The organism is Kitasatospora sp. NPDC056800, from assembly GCF_042789775.1.
Lineage (GTDB): Bacteria > Actinomycetota > Actinomycetes > Streptomycetales > Streptomycetaceae > Kitasatospora.
Map to the genome: position 1 here is coordinate 1 of NZ_JBHUAL010000220.1, position 16,176 is coordinate 16,176.

The 16,176-nt window shown below is 74.9% G+C and carries 15 protein-coding genes; 8 read left to right on the forward strand and 7 right to left on the reverse strand.

From position 1 onward, the window contains the following. Positions 1 to 55 precede the first annotated feature (55 nt). Positions 56 to 2,416, reverse strand: a complete 2,361-nt coding sequence (locus tag ACFRQN_RS34195; protein WP_380744313.1) for a hypothetical protein — start codon at positions 2,414 to 2,416, stop codon at positions 56 to 58. Between the two features lie 61 nt (positions 2,417 to 2,477). Then, positions 2,478 to 4,382, reverse strand: coding sequence for an ATP-binding protein (locus ACFRQN_RS34200; protein WP_049659465.1), 1,905 nt, complete (start codon positions 4,380 to 4,382; stop codon positions 2,478 to 2,480). 255 nt (positions 4,383 to 4,637) lie between these two features. On the opposite strand from ACFRQN_RS34200, the gene ACFRQN_RS34205 reads away from it, so the two are divergent. Continuing rightward, the gene (locus tag ACFRQN_RS34205) at positions 4,638 to 5,012 is read left to right on the forward strand and encodes a hypothetical protein (protein ID WP_380744315.1); all 375 of its coding nucleotides are present in this window, start codon (positions 4,638 to 4,640) and stop codon (positions 5,010 to 5,012) included. A gap of 34 nt (positions 5,013 to 5,046) precedes the next feature. Here ACFRQN_RS34205 and ACFRQN_RS34210 read toward each other — a convergent pair whose 3' ends face one another. Next, positions 5,047 to 6,207, reverse strand: coding sequence for a TetR/AcrR family transcriptional regulator (locus tag ACFRQN_RS34210; protein WP_380744317.1), 1,161 nt, complete (start codon positions 6,205 to 6,207; stop codon positions 5,047 to 5,049). A 197-nt stretch (positions 6,208 to 6,404) separates the two neighbouring features. On the opposite strand from ACFRQN_RS34210, the gene ACFRQN_RS34215 reads away from it, so the two are divergent. Further along, positions 6,405 to 7,562 carry an acyl-CoA dehydrogenase family protein gene (locus tag ACFRQN_RS34215; protein WP_049659211.1) on the forward strand — a complete coding sequence of 386 codons (1,158 nt, stop codon included), beginning with the start codon at positions 6,405 to 6,407 and terminating at the stop codon, positions 7,560 to 7,562. Between the two features lie 91 nt (positions 7,563 to 7,653). Here the strand turns inward: ACFRQN_RS34215 and ACFRQN_RS34220 are convergent, their stop codons facing one another. Then, positions 7,654 to 7,917: a hypothetical protein gene (locus tag ACFRQN_RS34220; RefSeq protein ID WP_074001753.1), complete on the reverse strand. Its 264-nt coding sequence runs from the start codon at positions 7,915 to 7,917 to the stop codon at positions 7,654 to 7,656. Between the two features lie 153 nt (positions 7,918 to 8,070). On the opposite strand from ACFRQN_RS34220, the gene ACFRQN_RS34225 reads away from it, so the two are divergent. Next, positions 8,071 to 8,388, forward strand: coding sequence for a hypothetical protein (locus tag ACFRQN_RS34225; RefSeq protein WP_049659213.1), 318 nt, complete (start codon positions 8,071 to 8,073; stop codon positions 8,386 to 8,388). A 76-nt stretch (positions 8,389 to 8,464) separates the two neighbouring features. Here the strand turns inward: ACFRQN_RS34225 and ACFRQN_RS34230 are convergent, their stop codons facing one another. Then, complete coding sequence (locus ACFRQN_RS34230; protein ID WP_074001754.1) at positions 8,465 to 9,055, reverse strand: TetR/AcrR family transcriptional regulator; 591 nt, start codon at positions 9,053 to 9,055, stop codon at positions 8,465 to 8,467. A gap of 83 nt (positions 9,056 to 9,138) precedes the next feature. Between ACFRQN_RS34230 and ACFRQN_RS34235 the strand changes: the two genes are divergently transcribed. The 5 genes from ACFRQN_RS34235 (at position 9,139) to ACFRQN_RS34255 (ending at position 14,160) form a co-directional block, all read left to right on the forward strand. After that, complete coding sequence (locus tag ACFRQN_RS34235; protein WP_380744320.1) at positions 9,139 to 10,689, forward strand: MFS transporter; 1,551 nt, start codon at positions 9,139 to 9,141, stop codon at positions 10,687 to 10,689. A 232-nt stretch (positions 10,690 to 10,921) separates the two neighbouring features. Further along, entirely contained in the window at positions 10,922 to 11,491 is a 570-nt protein-coding gene (locus tag ACFRQN_RS34240) for a methyltransferase family protein (RefSeq protein ID WP_380744322.1), read from the forward strand. 221 nt (positions 11,492 to 11,712) lie between these two features. Beyond that, a complete protein-coding gene (gene tatA, locus ACFRQN_RS34245; RefSeq protein WP_049659292.1) occupies positions 11,713 to 12,003 on the forward strand; it encodes a Sec-independent protein translocase subunit TatA in 291 nt (96 codons plus the stop codon). A 207-nt stretch (positions 12,004 to 12,210) separates the two neighbouring features. Beyond that, positions 12,211 to 13,548 (forward strand): hypothetical protein, encoded by a 1,338-nt coding sequence (locus tag ACFRQN_RS34250; protein ID WP_380744324.1) that lies wholly within the window; start codon positions 12,211 to 12,213, stop codon positions 13,546 to 13,548. Between the two features lie 87 nt (positions 13,549 to 13,635). After that, positions 13,636 to 14,160 (forward strand): ion channel, encoded by a 525-nt coding sequence (locus tag ACFRQN_RS34255; protein ID WP_053112473.1) that lies wholly within the window; start codon positions 13,636 to 13,638, stop codon positions 14,158 to 14,160. A 64-nt stretch (positions 14,161 to 14,224) separates the two neighbouring features. Here the strand turns inward: ACFRQN_RS34255 and ACFRQN_RS34260 are convergent, their stop codons facing one another. Beyond that, a complete protein-coding gene (locus tag ACFRQN_RS34260) occupies positions 14,225 to 14,359 on the reverse strand; it encodes a hypothetical protein (RefSeq protein WP_380744326.1) in 135 nt (44 codons plus the stop codon). Positions 14,360 to 14,379: 20 nt separating this feature from the next. Further along, positions 14,380 to 16,023 (reverse strand): protein kinase, encoded by a 1,644-nt coding sequence (locus tag ACFRQN_RS34265; RefSeq protein ID WP_380744328.1) that lies wholly within the window; start codon positions 16,021 to 16,023, stop codon positions 14,380 to 14,382. Between the last annotated feature and the right edge of the window lie 153 nt (positions 16,024 to 16,176).

Here is a 16,176-nt window from a genome sequence, read left to right on the forward strand (position 1 = left end):
GCCCCGGCGGGGGCCCGGGAGGGCCGGCCCGCCGGGGCCGTACGGTCGGGGGCGGTCAGAGCCCGTAGCGCTCGACCGTCTCCTCGTGCCGGGCGAGGTCCGCGCCGGCCGCCTTGGCCAGCTCCGGCCAGGCGAGCGGGTGCGCCCAGCCGCCGGTCAGCCGCAGCAGCAGGGCGTCGGCCTCGGCGGCCGAGGCGGTCGGCGGCACGCCGAGGGCCGCGTAGACGCCGGGCAGGGTGTCGCCGCCCTCCGCCGGGTCGGTGATCCGGTACTCGTCGCCGCTGTACACCCAGACCGCGCACCCGGCCTCGTGCAGCTCCTCGCGCAGCGCCGACCACGGCTCGTCGCCGGGCCAGCCGCCGTCGATCCAGTACGTGGTGTACCCGGCCGGGTCGAGCAGGGTGAGCAGCTCGAACACCGGGCGCCAGCGCTGCCGCTCCTCCTCGGGGGCGTCCTCGGCCGGCGGGCGCTCCAGCAGGGCCGGGGCGAAGACCACCACGTCGCCGTGGTTGAGCGTCAGGTCGTCGCCGAGCACCGGCAGGATGCGGGCGGTGGCCGGGCCCGTCCGGAGCGCGGGCAGGTCGGACGTCGCGCCGTTGGTGCGGGTGGCGCGGACGGTGACCAGCTGCCACTCCTCGTCCACCGGGCCCTCGGGCTCGTCGAACTCGATGTCGAGCAGCGCGCCGGTGGAGCGGACCACGGCCCAGTCCCGGTTGGCGGTGGCGGCGGTGATCAGGTGCCAGAGGTCCGGCTCCTGGACCGTCCGGTGGCCGTCCTCCTCCTCGGCGGCGCCGTCGGCCGGCGCCGCGCGCTCCAGCAGCTCCAGGTACATCCGCTGGGCGGTGGCGTGGTCGCCCAGTTCGGTGGCGGCGTGGGCGGCGAGGCGGCGGGTGTTGAGCACCTCGTCGTCCAGCGCCAGGATCTCCTGGCACCGCTCCAGCGCCTCGGCCCAGCGGCCCTCGGCGGCGGCCCAGCGGGCCCGTATCCAGTGCCCGTCGGCCGGGGCGGTGACGGCCACCCGGTCGGCGAGGCGGCGTATGCCCTCGGCGTCCCGGGCGTCGATCAGCATCTCGCCGAGCGCGCCGGTCAGCTCGCGGTCGGCCGGGTCGTCCTCCAGGTGCCGCCACAGCAGGTCGGCCGCGGCGCGGGCGTGGCCGAGGCCGCCCAGCACGGTGGCCAGGAGCACCGCCAGTTCGGTGGCGCCGGCCTGCTCACCCCGGTACCGGTCCAGGGCGACGGAGAGCAGGTCGGCGCCGGTCTCGTAGGGCACCCCGACCTCGGCCAGGTGCGCCGCCAGCTCGCCCGGCGGGACGGGCAGCTCGGGCTCCGGCAGTGCCTCGGCGGCCGCGCGCAGGGCCGCGACCTGCTCCGACACGCCGTCGGTGCGCCGCAGCCGGGTGAGCTTGCGCTCTCCGGTCGCGGCGAGGGTCAGGGCCACCGTGCGGGCGCCGCGGGCGAGCGCGAGCCGGCCCGCCGCCAGCAGCAGGTCCACACAGGGGCGGTGCGCGCCGACGCCGTCCAGGTAGCCGACCCAGCCGGCCAGGACGGCGCCCAGCTCGGCGTCGTTCTCCCGGGCGCCGGCCGCGACCAGCAGCTCGGCCGTCTCCGCCCAGGTACCGCGCAGGTCGGCGTGGCGTTCGGCCTCGGCCCGCTCGGGCAGCAGGGCGAGCGACTCCTCGGCGCGGCCGAGCGCGGCGAGCGCGCGGGCCCGCAGCAGGGCGCCCCAGCGCTGGTCCCGCTCGTCCAGCCGACGGCCCTGCGTCTGCTCGGCCCGCTCGGCCGTCGCCAGCAGCTCCAGCACCTCCTCGTGCCGGCCCAGCAGGTGCAGGGTGCCGGCCCGGGCCTGGTGGAAGCGGAGCGAGACCGGCTGGCCGGCCGCCCGCATCCGGTTGGCCGCGGAGTCCAGGTGGTCCAGCGCCTCGGCCGCCCGGCCGTCGTCCTCCAGGGCGTCGGAGTACTCGCGGGAGAGGCAGTCGTAGCAGGCCCGGTCGGGCTCGATCCGGTCGAGCGTCTCGCCGACCACGGCGAGGCGCTCGGCCACGTACCCCGGCCCGTCGACCCGGGCGTGGCAGATCGCGAAGTCCTGCACCACGCAGACGGACTGCGGGCAGTCCTCGGTGTCCTCCCGGTGGGCGAACTCCAGCAGGTCGACCGCCTCGGGCAGCACCGCCTCGCCCTGCTGGCGCTTGTTCAGCAGGTTCTGCATCCGCCAGTGCCGCAGGTAGACCTCGACCCAGGGCAGGCCGAGCGCCCGGGCGGCGGCCACCGCCTCCGGGTAGAGCGCGTCCAGCTGCTCGTTGCGCCCCTCGGTGGCGTGCTCGGGCAGCTCGACGATGGCGTCGGCCAGCCGGTGGTGGCCGGCCTCGGCCAGCTGCCGGTGGGTGTCCCGCACCCAGGCCCAGATGTCGGTGGTCATGGCTGTTCCCCCTGCGTCGTGCTGATGAGTTGTCTACCGCACCCCACTGACAGTCCGTCCGTCACGGCTCCTCCGTGAGCGCGCCGGGGCTGTCCGGGACCTCCGGCAGCCCGGCCGGGACGGCGGCGGTCAGCGCGGAGACCGCGGTGCCGATGCCGGCCAGCGCGGCGGTGAGGTCGCCCTCGGACGGGCCGGACGAGGCCGCGGCCATGATCACCTTGATCGAGCGGAGCAGCCCGGCCGCGGTCGCGCTGCCGGTGTGCCCGGCGCGGTAGGCGGCGAGCAGGTCCCGGACCGCCGGGCTGGCCAGGTTGAGGTAGAGCCGGGCCCGGACCCCGCCGTCGGTGCGGGCGGTGAAGGCGCGGGCCAGCCGCAGGGCGGCGGACGGTATCCGGGCGTCCGCCTGGTCGTCCTCGATCCGGGCCTTCAGCTCGGCCTCGCGGTCCGGCACCAGCACCAGCGGCAGGCCGGGCGGGTCGAAGCGGGCCGGGACGAGCTGCTCGCCCGGGTCGGCGAGGGCGCCGGCCAGCCAGGCCGCCTCGTGCTCCGGCAGCGGGCGCTCCGGGTCGCGGAACAGCTCGCGGTTGCCGCGTTCGCTGCCCAGCTCGACCACCCGGCAGCCGCGCAGTTCGGCGTAGCGGTGCAGGAACGGCAGGACGGCGTAGCGGTCGCCGCGCGCGATCGGCACCCGCATCGCCCGGTACAGCATCTCCTCGAAGCCGCCGCCGCTGCCGAGCGCGACGTGCACCGCGCCGCCGCCCGCCGCGCGCAGCGCGCCGGCCGTGAGGTCGCCCTGGGAGGTGGGCACCGGGACGTCGTCGGCGAGCAGGGTGAACAGCCGCTCGTCGCAGAGCGCGGCGCCGAGCAGGTCGTTGCCGTGCCGGGTGAGGATGCGGCGCCAGGCGGCGGGCCGCAGCCGGGCGGTCTCGTACAGGCCGTCCACGATGGCGTCGGCGAGGGCCTTCCGGAGCGCGTGGTAGTGCTCGTCGCGCTGGAGGTCCTCGCGGCTGGCGGTGGGGGTGAGCCGGTCGGACTCGACCACGCCGCCGATGAACCCGGCCCAGCGGGGCAGCAGGTCGCGGGCGTCCTCGGCGAGCAGCATGCCGCGCAGGTAGACGGCGAGGTCGCGGTTGTCGCTGCTGCCGTAGCTGCCGCCGTCCTGGACCCAGAGCAGGCCGACCGCGTCGGTGGCGCCCTCGACCGGCTCGACCGGGAAGGCGGTGAGCGGCTCGAAGCGGCGGCCGAAGGCGGCGGCGAAGCGCATCCGGGCGGCGTACGGGTCGCCTTCCGGACGCCCGCGCCAGGGCACCTCGACGGAGTTGACCGGCCGCTCGTCCTCGCCGACGTGCACCGGGACCGACAGCAGCACGCAGTAGCGGCCGAGCACGTCGCGCAGGACGTCCTCGTCGGCGAGGTGGCCGTGCTCGGCCTTGAGCGCCAGCTCGACCACCGTGCCCGGCCGGGGCCGGGCGGGCACCGGCTCGACCTGGTACTGCTCGCCGCCGCGGCTGCGGTAGCGGTGGCCGAGCCCCGGCTCGCGGTGCGAGGTGGTGGTGACGGTGACCTCGTCGGCGACCGAGAAGGCGGAGAGGAAGCCCAGGCCGAAGGCGCCGATCAGCTCCTGGTTGCCGGTCAGTTCGCGCAGCATCCGGGTGTAGCCGGTGCCGACGGTGGCCAGGTAGGAGTGGATCTCGGGTTCGGTGAGGCCGGCGCCGGTGTCCTCGATGGCGACGGTCCGCCGGGCGGCGTCGGCGCGCACCCGGATCAGCGGGCGGTGGTCGCCGTCCGGGTCCTCCAGGAGCCGGCGGGTGTGCGAGTCGTGGGCGTTCTGGACGAGTTCGCGCAGGGCGACCAGCGGGGTGGAGTAGAGGTGGGTGGCGAGGACGTTCACCAGGCCGCCGAGATCGACCTCGGTCGTGCGCAGCTCCTCGGCGGGGGTGAACTCGGGCGGGGCACCATCAGACATGGGTCCTCAGTGTGCCAGTGCGACTATCTGGCGACCATTTCTTTCTTCTTGACGCCTTCCCGATGGAATGACGGAATGCGGTCAACTTCGACAACGTCGAATTGACCACCCCTCCACCATCGGGGGAATTGCCACCCGTTCGGTGGAGTTCGTCCACCCCACTGGTGAATGCTGAAGGCGCGACGCCACGTCCCGGCGCCCCGGGGCGGCCGCTCCGGGCGGCACCACCATTCGCTTCTCGCCAGGGAGACCAGCGTGTCCCGTATTCGCGCAGCCGCCGCCGTCACCGCCCTCGGGGCACTCCTCCTCGTCGGCCTCGGTGCCGCCACCGCGCACGCCGACAGCGGCTCCGGCGCCGGTGCGGGCAACCGTTCCAACGGCAGCGTGGTGAGCGACTCCGGCTCCGGCAACATCATCGGCACCGTCCACGGCAACGTGGTCAACACCCAGCAGACGGCCACCGGTTCGGGTGCGGGCAACCAGAACAACGGCGTCGCGGTGACGGGCAACGGCGGGACGGTCAGCGCCGACCAGGGCAACACCGTCCAGCACAAGTCCCTCCGGAGCGACGCTCCCCGGCGCGACCGCGGCGTCGACGCGCAGGTCTACTACCCGCACGTCCTCTACTAGGCCCCGCCGCCGACTCGCCCCGGGGGAGCCTCGGTCAGGAGAGCCCCAGCACCGCCCGGCCGAGCCGCAGCAGGCAGTCCCCGAGGTCCGGCCGGGCGTTGTGCGGACGGTTCCGCACCCCGTCGTTGACCAGCGCGAACAGCGCGTGCACCCGGATCCGGGCGGCCGCCGCGTCGTACCCGGGACGCACCTGCCGCAGCAGTCCGACCCAGGTGCGCAGGAAGTCCCGCCGGAAGTCCACCGCGGCCCGGCGGTCGGGCGGGGCCAGCCGCTCCGTCTCGCTGAGCATCGCGCCCAGGTAGTCCCCGTTGCGCAGCGCGAAGTCGACGTACGCGCCCAGCCCGGCGTCGAGCGCCGCCCCGGGCCCGGCGGCGGCCGCGATCGCGCCGTCCACCTCGTGCCAGAGCCGCTCGCGGCTGCGCACCAGCGAGGCGGCGAGCAGCTCGGCCTTGCTGTCGAAGTGCCGGTACACACTGGGGCCGGAGATGCCGACGGCGGCGCCGAGCTGGTCGGTGCTGACGTTGTCGAAGCCGCGCTGGTGGAACAGCCGTACGGCCGCCGCGAGCAGTTCCTCCCGGCGCGCCCGCGCCCCGGGCTCCGGCGTCGGCCGCGGCCCGGCCACGGCGGCGGGCCCCGCGGCCGTACCGCCCGGGGAGACCGCGAGGACGGCCGCGACCACCTCGCGCAGCAGCGCCTCGGCCCGTCGGGGCTGCGGCGCCGCCGACTGGTAGGAGAGCCCGGCGCAGGCCGAGAGCGCCGACCAGCAGAGCAACTCGGCGTCGCCGACGGCGAGTTCCGGCCGTTCCGCGCGCAACACGGCGACCATCAGGGCGACGTCCGCGCGCAGCTCGCGGCGCAGCGCCGCCCGCCGGGCCGGCGGCAGCAGCCGGGCGTCGCGCTGCACCAGGGTGCCGAGCGCACGGTGGCCGACCGCGACGGCGGCCAGCGCGGCTCCGAAGTCGGCGGTGGTGCGGGCCGGGCGCAGGCCCTCGGCGAGCGCGTCCAGGCCCAACCGGACGGCGCGGTCGAGCAGTTCGGGCTTGCCGCGGAAGTGTCGGTAGAGCGCGGGCGCGGTGATGCCGACACCGGCGGCGACCTCGGTCATCGAGACCTGGTGGTAGCCGCTGCGGTGGAAGCGGTCGGCGGCCACGGCCAGGATCTGGGCGCGCCGCCCGGGCGGCCGTCGGACCACCATGACACGCCTCCCCGCCGTCTCCCCGGACACTCCCAGCAGGCTAGCAAGGATTCACTTGCCGCCCCCGCCGCCCGTGCTCCAATAGCCTTCGGACGCTGGACAGTCGAAGCTACCCCGGATTAACTTGTGGGGCCATCACCAGGCACGTTCCGCCCCGGCCGGCAGCCCCGGCCGGTGCCGTCGAAGGGAGCGCCGCCGTGCGCCGCACCGTGTTCAACGAGGACCACGAGGCCTTCCGGGAGACCATCCGGGACTTCATCGCCAACGAGGTCGTCCCGGTCTACGAGAGCTGGGAGGCCGAGGGCCACCCGCCGCGCGACTTCTACCGGCAGCTCGGCGCGCTCGGCGTCTACGGCATCGAGGTGCCGGAGGAGTACGGCGGCGCGGGCGAGAGCGGGTTCAAGTACCAGGCGGTGGTCGCCGAGGAGACCGCCCGGGCGGGCGTCAGCTTCGGCTCCTCGGGCGTGCACACCGGCCTGGTGCTGCCGTACCTGCTGGAGTACGCCACCGAGGAGCAGAAGCGGCGCTGGCTGCCCGGCTTCGTCTCCGGCGACATCATGACCGCGATCGCGATGACCGAGCCGGGCGCCGGCTCCGACCTCGCGGGCATCACCACCACCGCGCGGCTCTCCGAGGACGGCACCCACTACGTCCTGAACGGCGCCAAGACCTTCATCACCGGCGGCGTGCTGGCCGACCTCGTCCTGGTGGTCTGCCGCACCGCCCCGTACGACCCGGAGAACCGCCGGGCCGGGCTGTCCATCCTCTGCGTGGACACCTCCTCCGCGGGCTACACCGTCGGCCGCAAGCTCCAGAAGATCGGCCTGCGCACCTCGGACACCGCCGAGCTGGCGTTCAGCGACGTCCGGGTGCCGGTGGAGAACCTGCTCGGCGAGGAGGGCCGGGCGTTCTCCTACCTGACCCACAACCTGGTGCAGGAGCGGCTGGCGATCGCCGTCGGCGCCTACGCGGCGTCCGCGGCGGCGGTGCGGTTCGCGGTGCAGTACGTCAAGGACCGCAAGGTGTTCGGCAAGGCGGTGGCCGAGTTCCAGAACACCAAGTTCACCCTGGCCGACTGCGAGGCCCAGGTGGTGGCGCAGCAGTCGATGGTGGACCGGGCGCTGGAGCTGTACCAGGACGGCGAGCTGACCGTCGCGGACGCGGCCGCGGCGAAGCTGTTCTGCACCGAGTCGGCCTCCACCGTGATCGACAAGTGCCTCCAGCTGCACGGCGGTTACGGCTACATCCTGGAGTACCCGATCGCCCGGCTCTACACCGACAACCGGGTGTTCCGGATCTACGGCGGCACCAGCGAGGTCATGCGCAGCATCATCGCCAAGTCGCTCGGGCTGTAGGGCCGTTCGGGTCGCCCGGGCCGTTCGGGCCGGGTGCGGCGGGCCGCCCGGAGGCGTGACCCGCCGCAGCCGGACCGACAGCCGTACCGGCTCAGTTGGGCGAGCCGTGCTGGGCGCGCCAGGCGTCCCAGCCGGCCGAGGACGCCACCTTCGCGTCGTGCAGGGCCCGCTGGGCGAGCGCGGTCGGAGCGGTCTCCAGGCTCCGCAGCCAGCCGCGGCCGGCGGTGAACAGCGCGGCGCACACCATCGCCGCGCCGGCCGCGCCGAGCAGCGATCCGACGCCGGTGAGCACCACGCCGCCGGCCAGCAGCGAGCGGTTGACCTGAAGCCCGTTGAAGATCTGGTTGGTCGCCATGCCTCCACGATGCGGGCAGTCGGCGGGGGCTGCACCTCGGGCCGCTCCGGGGCGCGGGGCCCTTCCGGGGTGCGGAGCGCTTCCGGGTGCGGGGCCCCCGGGCGTCCGCGACCCTGGGCACACGGAGTGCGCCCGGAGCGAGGAGGAGGCGCGATGCCCGATCTCGAACAGCTCGCCGTGGAGCACGCCGCCCGGGCGGCCGAGAGCCCGCACGGGCGCAGCGCCCACCTGGTCCTGCACGACGGGATCCTGCGGCAGACCGTGATCGCGCTGACCGCGGGCACCGCGCTGGACGAGCACAACCCGCCCACCGCGGGCAGCGTCCAGGTGCTGCGCGGCCGGGTCTCGCTGACCATCGCCGGCCGGCGGCTGGAACTGGCGGCCGGCCGCCTGGAGCCCGTCCCGCAGGAGCGGCACGGGCTGCTGGCGCACGTCGACTCGGTGGTGCTGCTGACCGCCGTCACCGCGTAGCGGGCGGCGGAACACCCGCTACGGGCGCGCGGGGCGCTCCCCACGGGCGGGGCGCACCCCACGGGCGGGACGTTCCCTACGGCCGCACGGGGTTGAACACACTGTCGCTGACCAGCCGCAGCCCGCGCAGGAAGTCCTGCCCGCTGGGCGCGAGTTCGGGCGCGGCCAGCCACTGGGCGCAGTAACCGGCCAGCAGGGTCTGGTAGAAGCTCCCGAGGGCGACCTCCTCCTCGGTGTCCGGCACCTCGGGCAGCCCCCGGAACACCGCGGCGAGGCCGAGCCGGCCCTCCTTCTGCGCCGCCGCGAAGGCCTGCGCCAGCTCGGGGGCGTGCCCGGCCTGGGCGAGCGCCTCGAACTGGGCCGCCCAGAGCCCGCGGTGCTCGACGAAGACGTCCCGCAGCCCGTCCCAGACGGCCGCGAAGCGCACCTCCGGGTCGTCCGACACCTGGTTGGCGGCGATCACCACCGCGCCGAGCGCCTCCCCCATCTCCCCGATCGCCTCGATCATCGCCGCGTTGAGCAGCGTCTCCTTCGAGCCGAAGTGGTAGCCGATCGCGGCCAGGCTGACGCCGGAGGCGGTCGCGATGTCACGGGCGGTGGTGCGCCCGTAGCCCTTCTCGTACAGGCAGCGCTTGGCGCCGGCCATCAGGTCTTCGCGGTTTCCCATGCCCCGATCCTACGGAAGAACTGAACAGATGTCTTGCACATTCGTACTAGACAGGCGTCTGACACATCCGTACCGTCTTCCCCATGACCGCAACCACCGGCCGCGCAGGCCGTCGCGAATGGATCGGCCTGGCCGTCCTCCTGCTCCCGACCCTCGTCCTCACCATGGACATGGGCGTGCTCTTCTTCGCCGTCCCGTACATCTCCACCACGCTGGCGCCGAGCGGCACCCAGCAGCTGTGGATCATGGACATGTACTCGTTCCTGCTGGCCGGGCTGCTCATCACGATGGGCGCGCTGGGCGACCGGATCGGCCGCCGCCGGCTGCTGATGATCGGCGCCGCCGGCTTCGCGGGCGCCTCGCTGCTGGCCGCCTGGTCGCACGACGCCGGCCAGCTCATCGCGGCCCGCGCCGTGCTCGGCGCCGCCGGGGCCACCGTGATGCCCTCGACCCTCGCGCTGATCCGCACGATGTTCCACGACCCCAGGCAGCGGCAGATCGCGCTCGGCGCCTGGGGCGGCATCCTCACCGCCGGGGCCACCCTCGGCCCGGTCGCCGGCGGCCTGCTGCTGGAGCACTTCTGGTGGGGCTCGGCCTTCCTGCTCGCCGTCCCGGTCATGGCCCTGGTGCTGCTGACCGCGCCCGTCCTGCTCCCCGAGTACCGCTCCACCCGCCGCACCGGCCGCTTCGACCTGCTCGGCGCCGCGCTGTCGCTGGCCGCGATCCTGCCGCTGGTCTACGGCGTCAAGACGATCGCCGTCGAGGGCTGGAGCCTCCTGCCCGGGCTCGCCGTCGTCGCCGGACTGCTGCTGGCCGGCGCCTTCGTCCAGCGCCAGCGCACCGCCGCGAACCCGCTGCTCGACCTCGGCCTGTTCCGGATCCGCACCTTCAGCGGCGCGATCAGCGTCAACAGCATCGCGATGTTCGCGATGATGGGCTTCGCCCTCTTCACCTCCCAGTACCTCCAGCTGGTCAAGGGCATGAGCCCGCTGACCGCCTCGCTCTGGTCGCTGGTACCGAGCCTGGGCGTCGGCGCGGCGGTCGGCGTCAGCTCGGCGCTGGCCGGCCGGGTCCGCCCGGCGGTGCTGATGGGCGGCGGCTTCCTGGTCGGCTCGGCGGGCTTCGCGATGATGACCCAGGTCGGCCCGCACTCCCCGCTGACACTCGTCCTCACCGCGGCCGGCGTGCTGGCCGCCGGGACGGTCGGCACCATGACGATGACCGCCGAGATGGTCGTCTCCGCCGCCCCGGTCGAGCAGGCCGGCGCCGCCTCCGCCACCTCCGAGACCGCCGTCGAACTCGGCAGCTCCCTCGGCATCGCCCTGCTCGGCGCGGCCGGCGCCGCCGTCTACCACCACCGGCTGGACGGCGCCCTCCCGGCCGGCGTCGACGGCGAGGCCGCCCGGACCGCCCAGGACACCCTCGGCGGCGCGGCCACCGTCGCCGCCCACCTGCCCGACCGGCTCGGCGCCGACCTGCTGGAGACCGCCCGCACCGCCTTCACCGACGGCCTGCACGTCGCCGCCGTGGTCGGCCTGCTCTTCGCCCTGGGCGCCGCGGCCCTGGCCTACCGCCTGATGCGCCACCTCCCGGCCGCCGCCCCCGCCCCCGCCCCGGAGCCCGTCACCGCCTGACCCGGCCAGCCCGATCCACGCGAGTCATCGAGAGCCCCCGCCCACCCGGGCGGGGGCTCTCCGCCGTTCCGCGCTCCGAACCCCGCACCGGGCGCCGATCCCCGCGTGCCGCCCGCGCCGGACCTCCACCCGGGGGTGGACCACGGTGGGTCCACCCCCGGGTGCGTGCCCCGGCCGCCCGCCGGGGAGGACCGTGGAGGCACACCTCGGACCCGACCGCCGGGAGCCCCTCATGTCCCTTCCCGCCCTCCTCTCCCTCCTCGGCCTCCTCTGCTGGATCGCCTACGAGCTGCTGCTGCGCCGGCGCGAGGACGCCTCCGCCGGCAGCTGGCACGCCGACCGCGGCGACCGCGGGTCGACCCGGCTGCTGCTCGGCTGCTACGCCCTCTCCGTCCTGGCCGTGGTGCTGTTCGACCGCGCCGCGGTCGGCGAACTGCCCACCTGGGCCCGCTGGTTCGGGGTGGCCGCGGTGGCCGCCGGGCTGGCGCTGCGGGCCTGGGGCATGCGCACCCTGGGCCGCTACTACACCCGCACCCTGCGCACCGTGGACACCCAGCGCGTGGTCCGCACCGGCCCGTACCGGCTGATCCGGCACCCCGGCTACGCCGGCAGCCTGCTGGTCTGGGTCGGCTACGCGGTCGGCACCGGCAGCTGGGCCGCCGCCCTGGTGGTCGCGGCCCTGCTGCTCGCCGCGTACGGCTGGCGGATCTCCGCCGAGGAGCGCCTGCTGCTGGACGCCCTCGGGAGCGAGTACGCGGAGTACCGCCGGGTGTCGAAGCGTCTGGTGCCGTTCATCTACTGATCGGATACCGATCGGAGCGGAGCGGTCGGCGGGTGTGAGCTTCGGCACCCGCATTCGGCCAGGTGGACGGCGCGGCGCTCGCGATCCGCTCGAACGGCACCTGGTTTTTGGCCAGCGTTTCCCAGCTGGTGTATCCGTTCTCCGTCATGGCCAGGCATACTGGCCAACACGGGCGCTGGCGCCCGCCACGACTCTAGACAAGAAGGGACCGGTGGCCAGGGATGCTGCGGAACGGTCTTGAGCCCTGGCACATTCTCGTGGTGCTGGCGGTCGTCATCCTGCTGTTCGGATCGAAGAAGCTGCCCGAGATGGCCCGCGGTCTGGGCAAGTCCATGCGCATCCTGAAGGCCGAGACGAAGGCCATGCGCGAGGACGACACCCCGGCGGACGCCGCTGCCGCCGGTACCGCGCAGAGCACCGCCGCTCCCCAGCAGAGCGCCGACCGCCCGGCCGTCACGCCGACCAACGTGACCAAGGCCACCGAGACCAAGCGGCCCGAGACGACCGCCTGATCCTCCTCTTCTCCTCCGGAAAGCCCCTGGTGACCCCACCAGGGGCTTTCCGCCGTTCCGGGCCGTTCGCGGGGCCGCTCAGCGGCTGGTCGCGGGCCCGCACAGGGGCTGGTCGCGGGGCCGTTCGCGCCACCGCGCCTCCCGACTGGCCGTCCGATCTGATCCGTTGTCTCCTGGATTGCACCCCCGGAGGAACGGAGTCCCGGCATGCCGACCGACCGGCCCGGCGACGAGCTGGCCGAGCTGCGGGCCCGGCTGAGCGCCGTCGAGGCCCAGGAGGCACGGCTCGCCCGACAGTTGGCGACCGGCCCGGCGCCGCACCCGACGGACCGTCCGCCGCCCCGGCACCGGGTGCGCTCCTTCCTCGCCGCCCTGCTGATCGTGCTGGCCTGCGTGCTCACCCCGCTCAGCGCCCTCGCCTTCTGGGCGAGGTCCCAGATCAGCGACACCGACCGCTACCTCGCGACGATGGCCCCGCTGGCCAGGGACCCCCGGATCAAGACGGCCGTCACCGACCGGGTGACCGCCGAGATCGTGAAGCAGCTCCCGCTCGACTCGCTGCTCGACGGCCTCGCCCCGGCCGACCGGCCCCAGCTCGGCGCCCTGCTGGGCGGCATCGGCCAGGCCCTGACCGACGGACTCAGCGGCCTCGTCCACACCCAGGTCGCCCGGCTCGTGGACAGCGACGCCTTCGTCGCCCTCTGGACGGAGGTCAACCGGAACGCGCACGCCGCCTTGGAGAAGATGGTGACCGGACAGGGCGGCGGCGCCGTCGAGGTCCGCAACGACACCGTGGTGCTGGACCTCGCCCCGGTGATCGCCCGGGTGAAGTCCGCGCTGGTCGACCAGGGCGTCCCGCTGGCCTCCCGGATCCCGGAGATCCACACCTCGTACCCGCTGGTGCAGTCCGACGCCATCCCCAAGGTCCGCACCGCCCTGCGGGTCCTGGACCTGGCCGGCTTCTGGGTCCCGGTGCTGGCCGGCGTCTGCGCGCTCGGCGGGGTGCTGCTCGCGGCCCGGCGACGCCAGGCGGTGGTGACGACGGCCCTCGGCATGGCGGGCGGTGCGCTGCTGCTGGGCATCGGGCTGAGCGTGTTCCGGGCCGTCTACCTGGACCGGCTCCCCGCCGACGTCGACCAGGCCGTCGCCCAGGCGGTGTACGACACCCTGGTGCGGTACCTGCGCTCGGCCGTCCGGGTGGTGGTCACCCTCGGGCTGCTGGTCGCGCTCGGCGCCTGGGTCATCGGCCCCGGGCGCTGGGCACGCGCCGTCCGGGGCGGCTGGCGCGCCGGACTGGGCGCGGTACGGCGGGTGGCCGGACGGTCCGGGCTGCGGCTCGGGCCGGTCGGCCGGTTCGTCCACCGCTGGAAGGCCCCGCTGGGCTGGCTGGCGGTGGTGCTCGCGGCGCTGGCCTTCGTCCTGTGGAGCTACCCGACGGTGCTGGTGACGCTCTGTCTGGCGCTCGGGCTGGTCGCCGTCCTGGCGGTGCTGGAGCTGCTGGACGAGCCGGGGCGGCCCGGGGAAGGAACCCGGGCCCCGGCCTGAGCGGGCCGGCCCGCCCGGGCACCGGGCTTGGCCTGAGCGGAGCAGTCCGACGCGCGCCGGAGGGTGCGGTGGCCGAGGCTGAGCGGGATGTCCGAGAACCCGCTGCCGCCGCCCGCCGACCTGCGGGCCTGGTCCTGGCTGCTCGGCGCGTCCACGCTGCTGATGCTCGGGTACTTCCTGCTGCCGCTGCAGTTGCTGGGCGAGCGCCGGCCGCTGCTGAGCTGGCTGGTGTTCGCGGGGGCGCTGGTCGGGCTGACCTGGCTGATGCTCGCCAAGATCGTCGGGGTGATGCGGGGGACGGCCAGGCAGCCGGTGCTCTGGCTGGCCTTCCTGATCTTCCTGGCGCTGACCATCTTCGCCGCCACGTACTACGTCCTGGGCGCCCACAAGGCGGAGTTCGCCGGACTGGAGACCCGGCTGGACGCGCTCTACTTCACCGTCGTGACGATGGCGACGGTGGGCTACGGCGACATCACCCCGGCCGGGCAGACGGCACGGCTCGTGGTGGTGCTCCAGATCGGGTACAACTTCGTCTTCCTGGCGGCGGCCGCCGGAACGGCCTCCCGGGCGATCCGCGGCAACGTCGAACGCAGGATCCGCGAGCGGGGCTGAACCGGCCCGACGTACGGACCAGTTGCCACAGCGTTGTCCACAGGCTGTGGACAACGCTGTGGGCTCAGGATCGGCTGGCGTCGATCACGCGGAAGCGATTGCCCTCGGTGTCGGCCGGGACCACGAAGTCCGGGTCCTCGGGGTAGCGCTTCCAGTCGACGCGCTCGGCGCCGAGGGCGGCGGTACCGAGCGTCGGCACACCGCCATCGTGGCGGCCCGTCAGTCGTCCTGGAAGTCGGCGGTGGTGTGGAGGGTGGCGTACAGGGCGGAGAGGCGGGCGTTCCAGTTGGCGTAGGTGGGGACGTCGACGGCGTGCTTCTTGCCCATGTCCCGGATCACCTTCTGGGCGTCCTTGAGCTCCTGCGCGGCGTCGTCCGGGTTGCCCTCGTTGAGGCGGGCGGCGGTGGTGTCGAGGATCCTGAGCAGCTCCGCCTGCTTGTCCCGCTCCTTGCCGACCTGGGCCTGGGCGACGGCCTGGCGGAAGGCCTGGATCTGCAGCGCGGCGGGCTGGTTGCGCGGGACGGCCTGGGTGGGGGCCGGGGGCGCGGACGGGGGCGCCGAGGGGGTGGTGGGGGCCGCCGAGGTCGCGGTCGGGGAGGCCTTCTGGGTGGGCGTCGCGGCCGAACCGGCGGGGGTGGTGGGGGCGGTGGCCGCGGCCGGTTTGGCGGCGGCCGCGTTGCCGGCCGGCTCGTCGAAGGCGGTCAGGGCCAGCGCCGTGACACCGGCCAGGCCCGCCACGCCCAACGCCCCGAGCACCAGCGGCTTTCGGCGGCCTCGGGCGGGCGCGGGCCTGGCGGCGGGGGCGGGCGCCGGGGCGCGCATCGGGGCGGGGACCGGGCCGGGAATGGGCGCCATCACCGAGGTGGCGGCCGGGGGTTGGGGCGGCAGCAGGGTGGTGTGCTGCTGGTCCGGCTGGCCCAGCTGGTTCGGCTGGCTCAGCTGGTTCGGCTGGTTCGACGGCGGGGAGAAGGGCACGGGCGGCAGCAGCTGGGTGGCGGCGCCGGCGGTGTTCGCGAGCAGTTCCGCCGTCGGGTCCCCGACCATCAGTCCCGGTACCGTGCCAAGGAGTTCGGCCCGGGCGGCGGCCGCGTCGGCCGGGCGGTCCGCCGGGTTCTTGGCCAGCAGCCGCAGCACCGCCGCGTCCAGCGCGGGCGGCAGGCCGGGGCGCCGGACGGAGGGCGGCAGCGGCTGCTCGCTGACGTGCTTGAAGGCGATCGCCACCGGGGTCTCGGCGGTGAACGGGGTCGCGCCGGTGAGCATCTCGGTGAGCACGCAGCCGACCGCGTACAGGTCGGTCCGGCCGTCCAGCGCCGAGGCGGTGGCCTGCTCGGGCGAGAGGTAGGCGGCCGTGCCGAGCACGCTCGCGGTCTGGGTCAGGTTGCTGGAGGAGCCGGCCCGGGCGATGCCGAAGTCGACGACCTTCACCCCGCCGTCGTCGGTGATCATGATGTTTCCGGGCTTGATGTCCCGGTGCACCAGCCCGGCCGCGTGCGCGACCGACAGCGCCTCGCAGACCGCCGCCGCGATGCCGACCGCGCGCTCCACCGGCAGGACCTGCTGCTCCGCCAGCAGGGCGGCCAGCGAACGGCCGGTGACCAGCTCCATGACGATGAACGGGGTGCCCTGGTCCACGCCCGAGTCGAAGACCATGACGATCCTCGGGTGCACCAGCATGGCCGCGTGCTGGGCCTCGCGGCTGAAGCGCTCGGCGAAGCGGGGGTCGTCGGCGAGGCCGCCGTTGAGGACCTTGACGGCCACCTGACGGCCCAGCACCCGGTCCACCCCGCGCCAGACGGTCGCCATGCCGCCGACGCCGAGTATCCCGACGAGTTCGTAACGCCCGTTCAGCGCCCGTCCGATCACCTGGAGCTCCCCTCACGTGCCCTGGCCCCGGGGTCCCGGGCCGCCTCGTGCACCCGTGCACGATAGCCGCACCGCCGAGCGGGTCCGCCGGGGGCGGAGGGTGGCGGTCGGGGGACCGGGCAGCGGTCCCCCGGCCGCCGGCACGGGGGTGCG

Bases quoted from the DNA above. Each gene is read 5' to 3' on its own strand.
- ACFRQN_RS34195 (WP_380744313.1), bottom strand. From the start codon at position 2,416: ATGACCACCGACATCTGGGCCTGGGTGCGGGACACCCACCGGCAGCTG.
- ACFRQN_RS34200 (WP_049659465.1), bottom strand. From the start codon at position 4,382: ATGTCTGATGGTGCCCCGCCCGAGTTCACCCCCGCCGAGGAGCTGCGC.
- ACFRQN_RS34210 (WP_380744317.1), bottom strand. From the start codon at position 6,207: ATGGTGGTCCGACGGCCGCCCGGGCGGCGCGCCCAGATCCTGGCCGTG.
- ACFRQN_RS34220 (WP_074001753.1), bottom strand. From the start codon at position 7,917: ATGGCGACCAACCAGATCTTCAACGGGCTTCAGGTCAACCGCTCGCTG.
- ACFRQN_RS34225 (WP_049659213.1), top strand. From the start codon at position 8,071: ATGCCCGATCTCGAACAGCTCGCCGTGGAGCACGCCGCCCGGGCGGCC.
- ACFRQN_RS34230 (WP_074001754.1), bottom strand. From the start codon at position 9,055: ATGGGAAACCGCGAAGACCTGATGGCCGGCGCCAAGCGCTGCCTGTAC.
- ACFRQN_RS34235 (WP_380744320.1), top strand. From the start codon at position 9,139: ATGACCGCAACCACCGGCCGCGCAGGCCGTCGCGAATGGATCGGCCTG.
- ACFRQN_RS34240 (WP_380744322.1), top strand. From the start codon at position 10,922: ATGTCCCTTCCCGCCCTCCTCTCCCTCCTCGGCCTCCTCTGCTGGATC.
- tatA (WP_049659292.1), top strand. From the start codon at position 11,713: ATGCTGCGGAACGGTCTTGAGCCCTGGCACATTCTCGTGGTGCTGGCG.
- ACFRQN_RS34250 (WP_380744324.1), top strand. From the start codon at position 12,211: ATGCCGACCGACCGGCCCGGCGACGAGCTGGCCGAGCTGCGGGCCCGG.
- ACFRQN_RS34255 (WP_053112473.1), top strand. From the start codon at position 13,636: ATGTCCGAGAACCCGCTGCCGCCGCCCGCCGACCTGCGGGCCTGGTCC.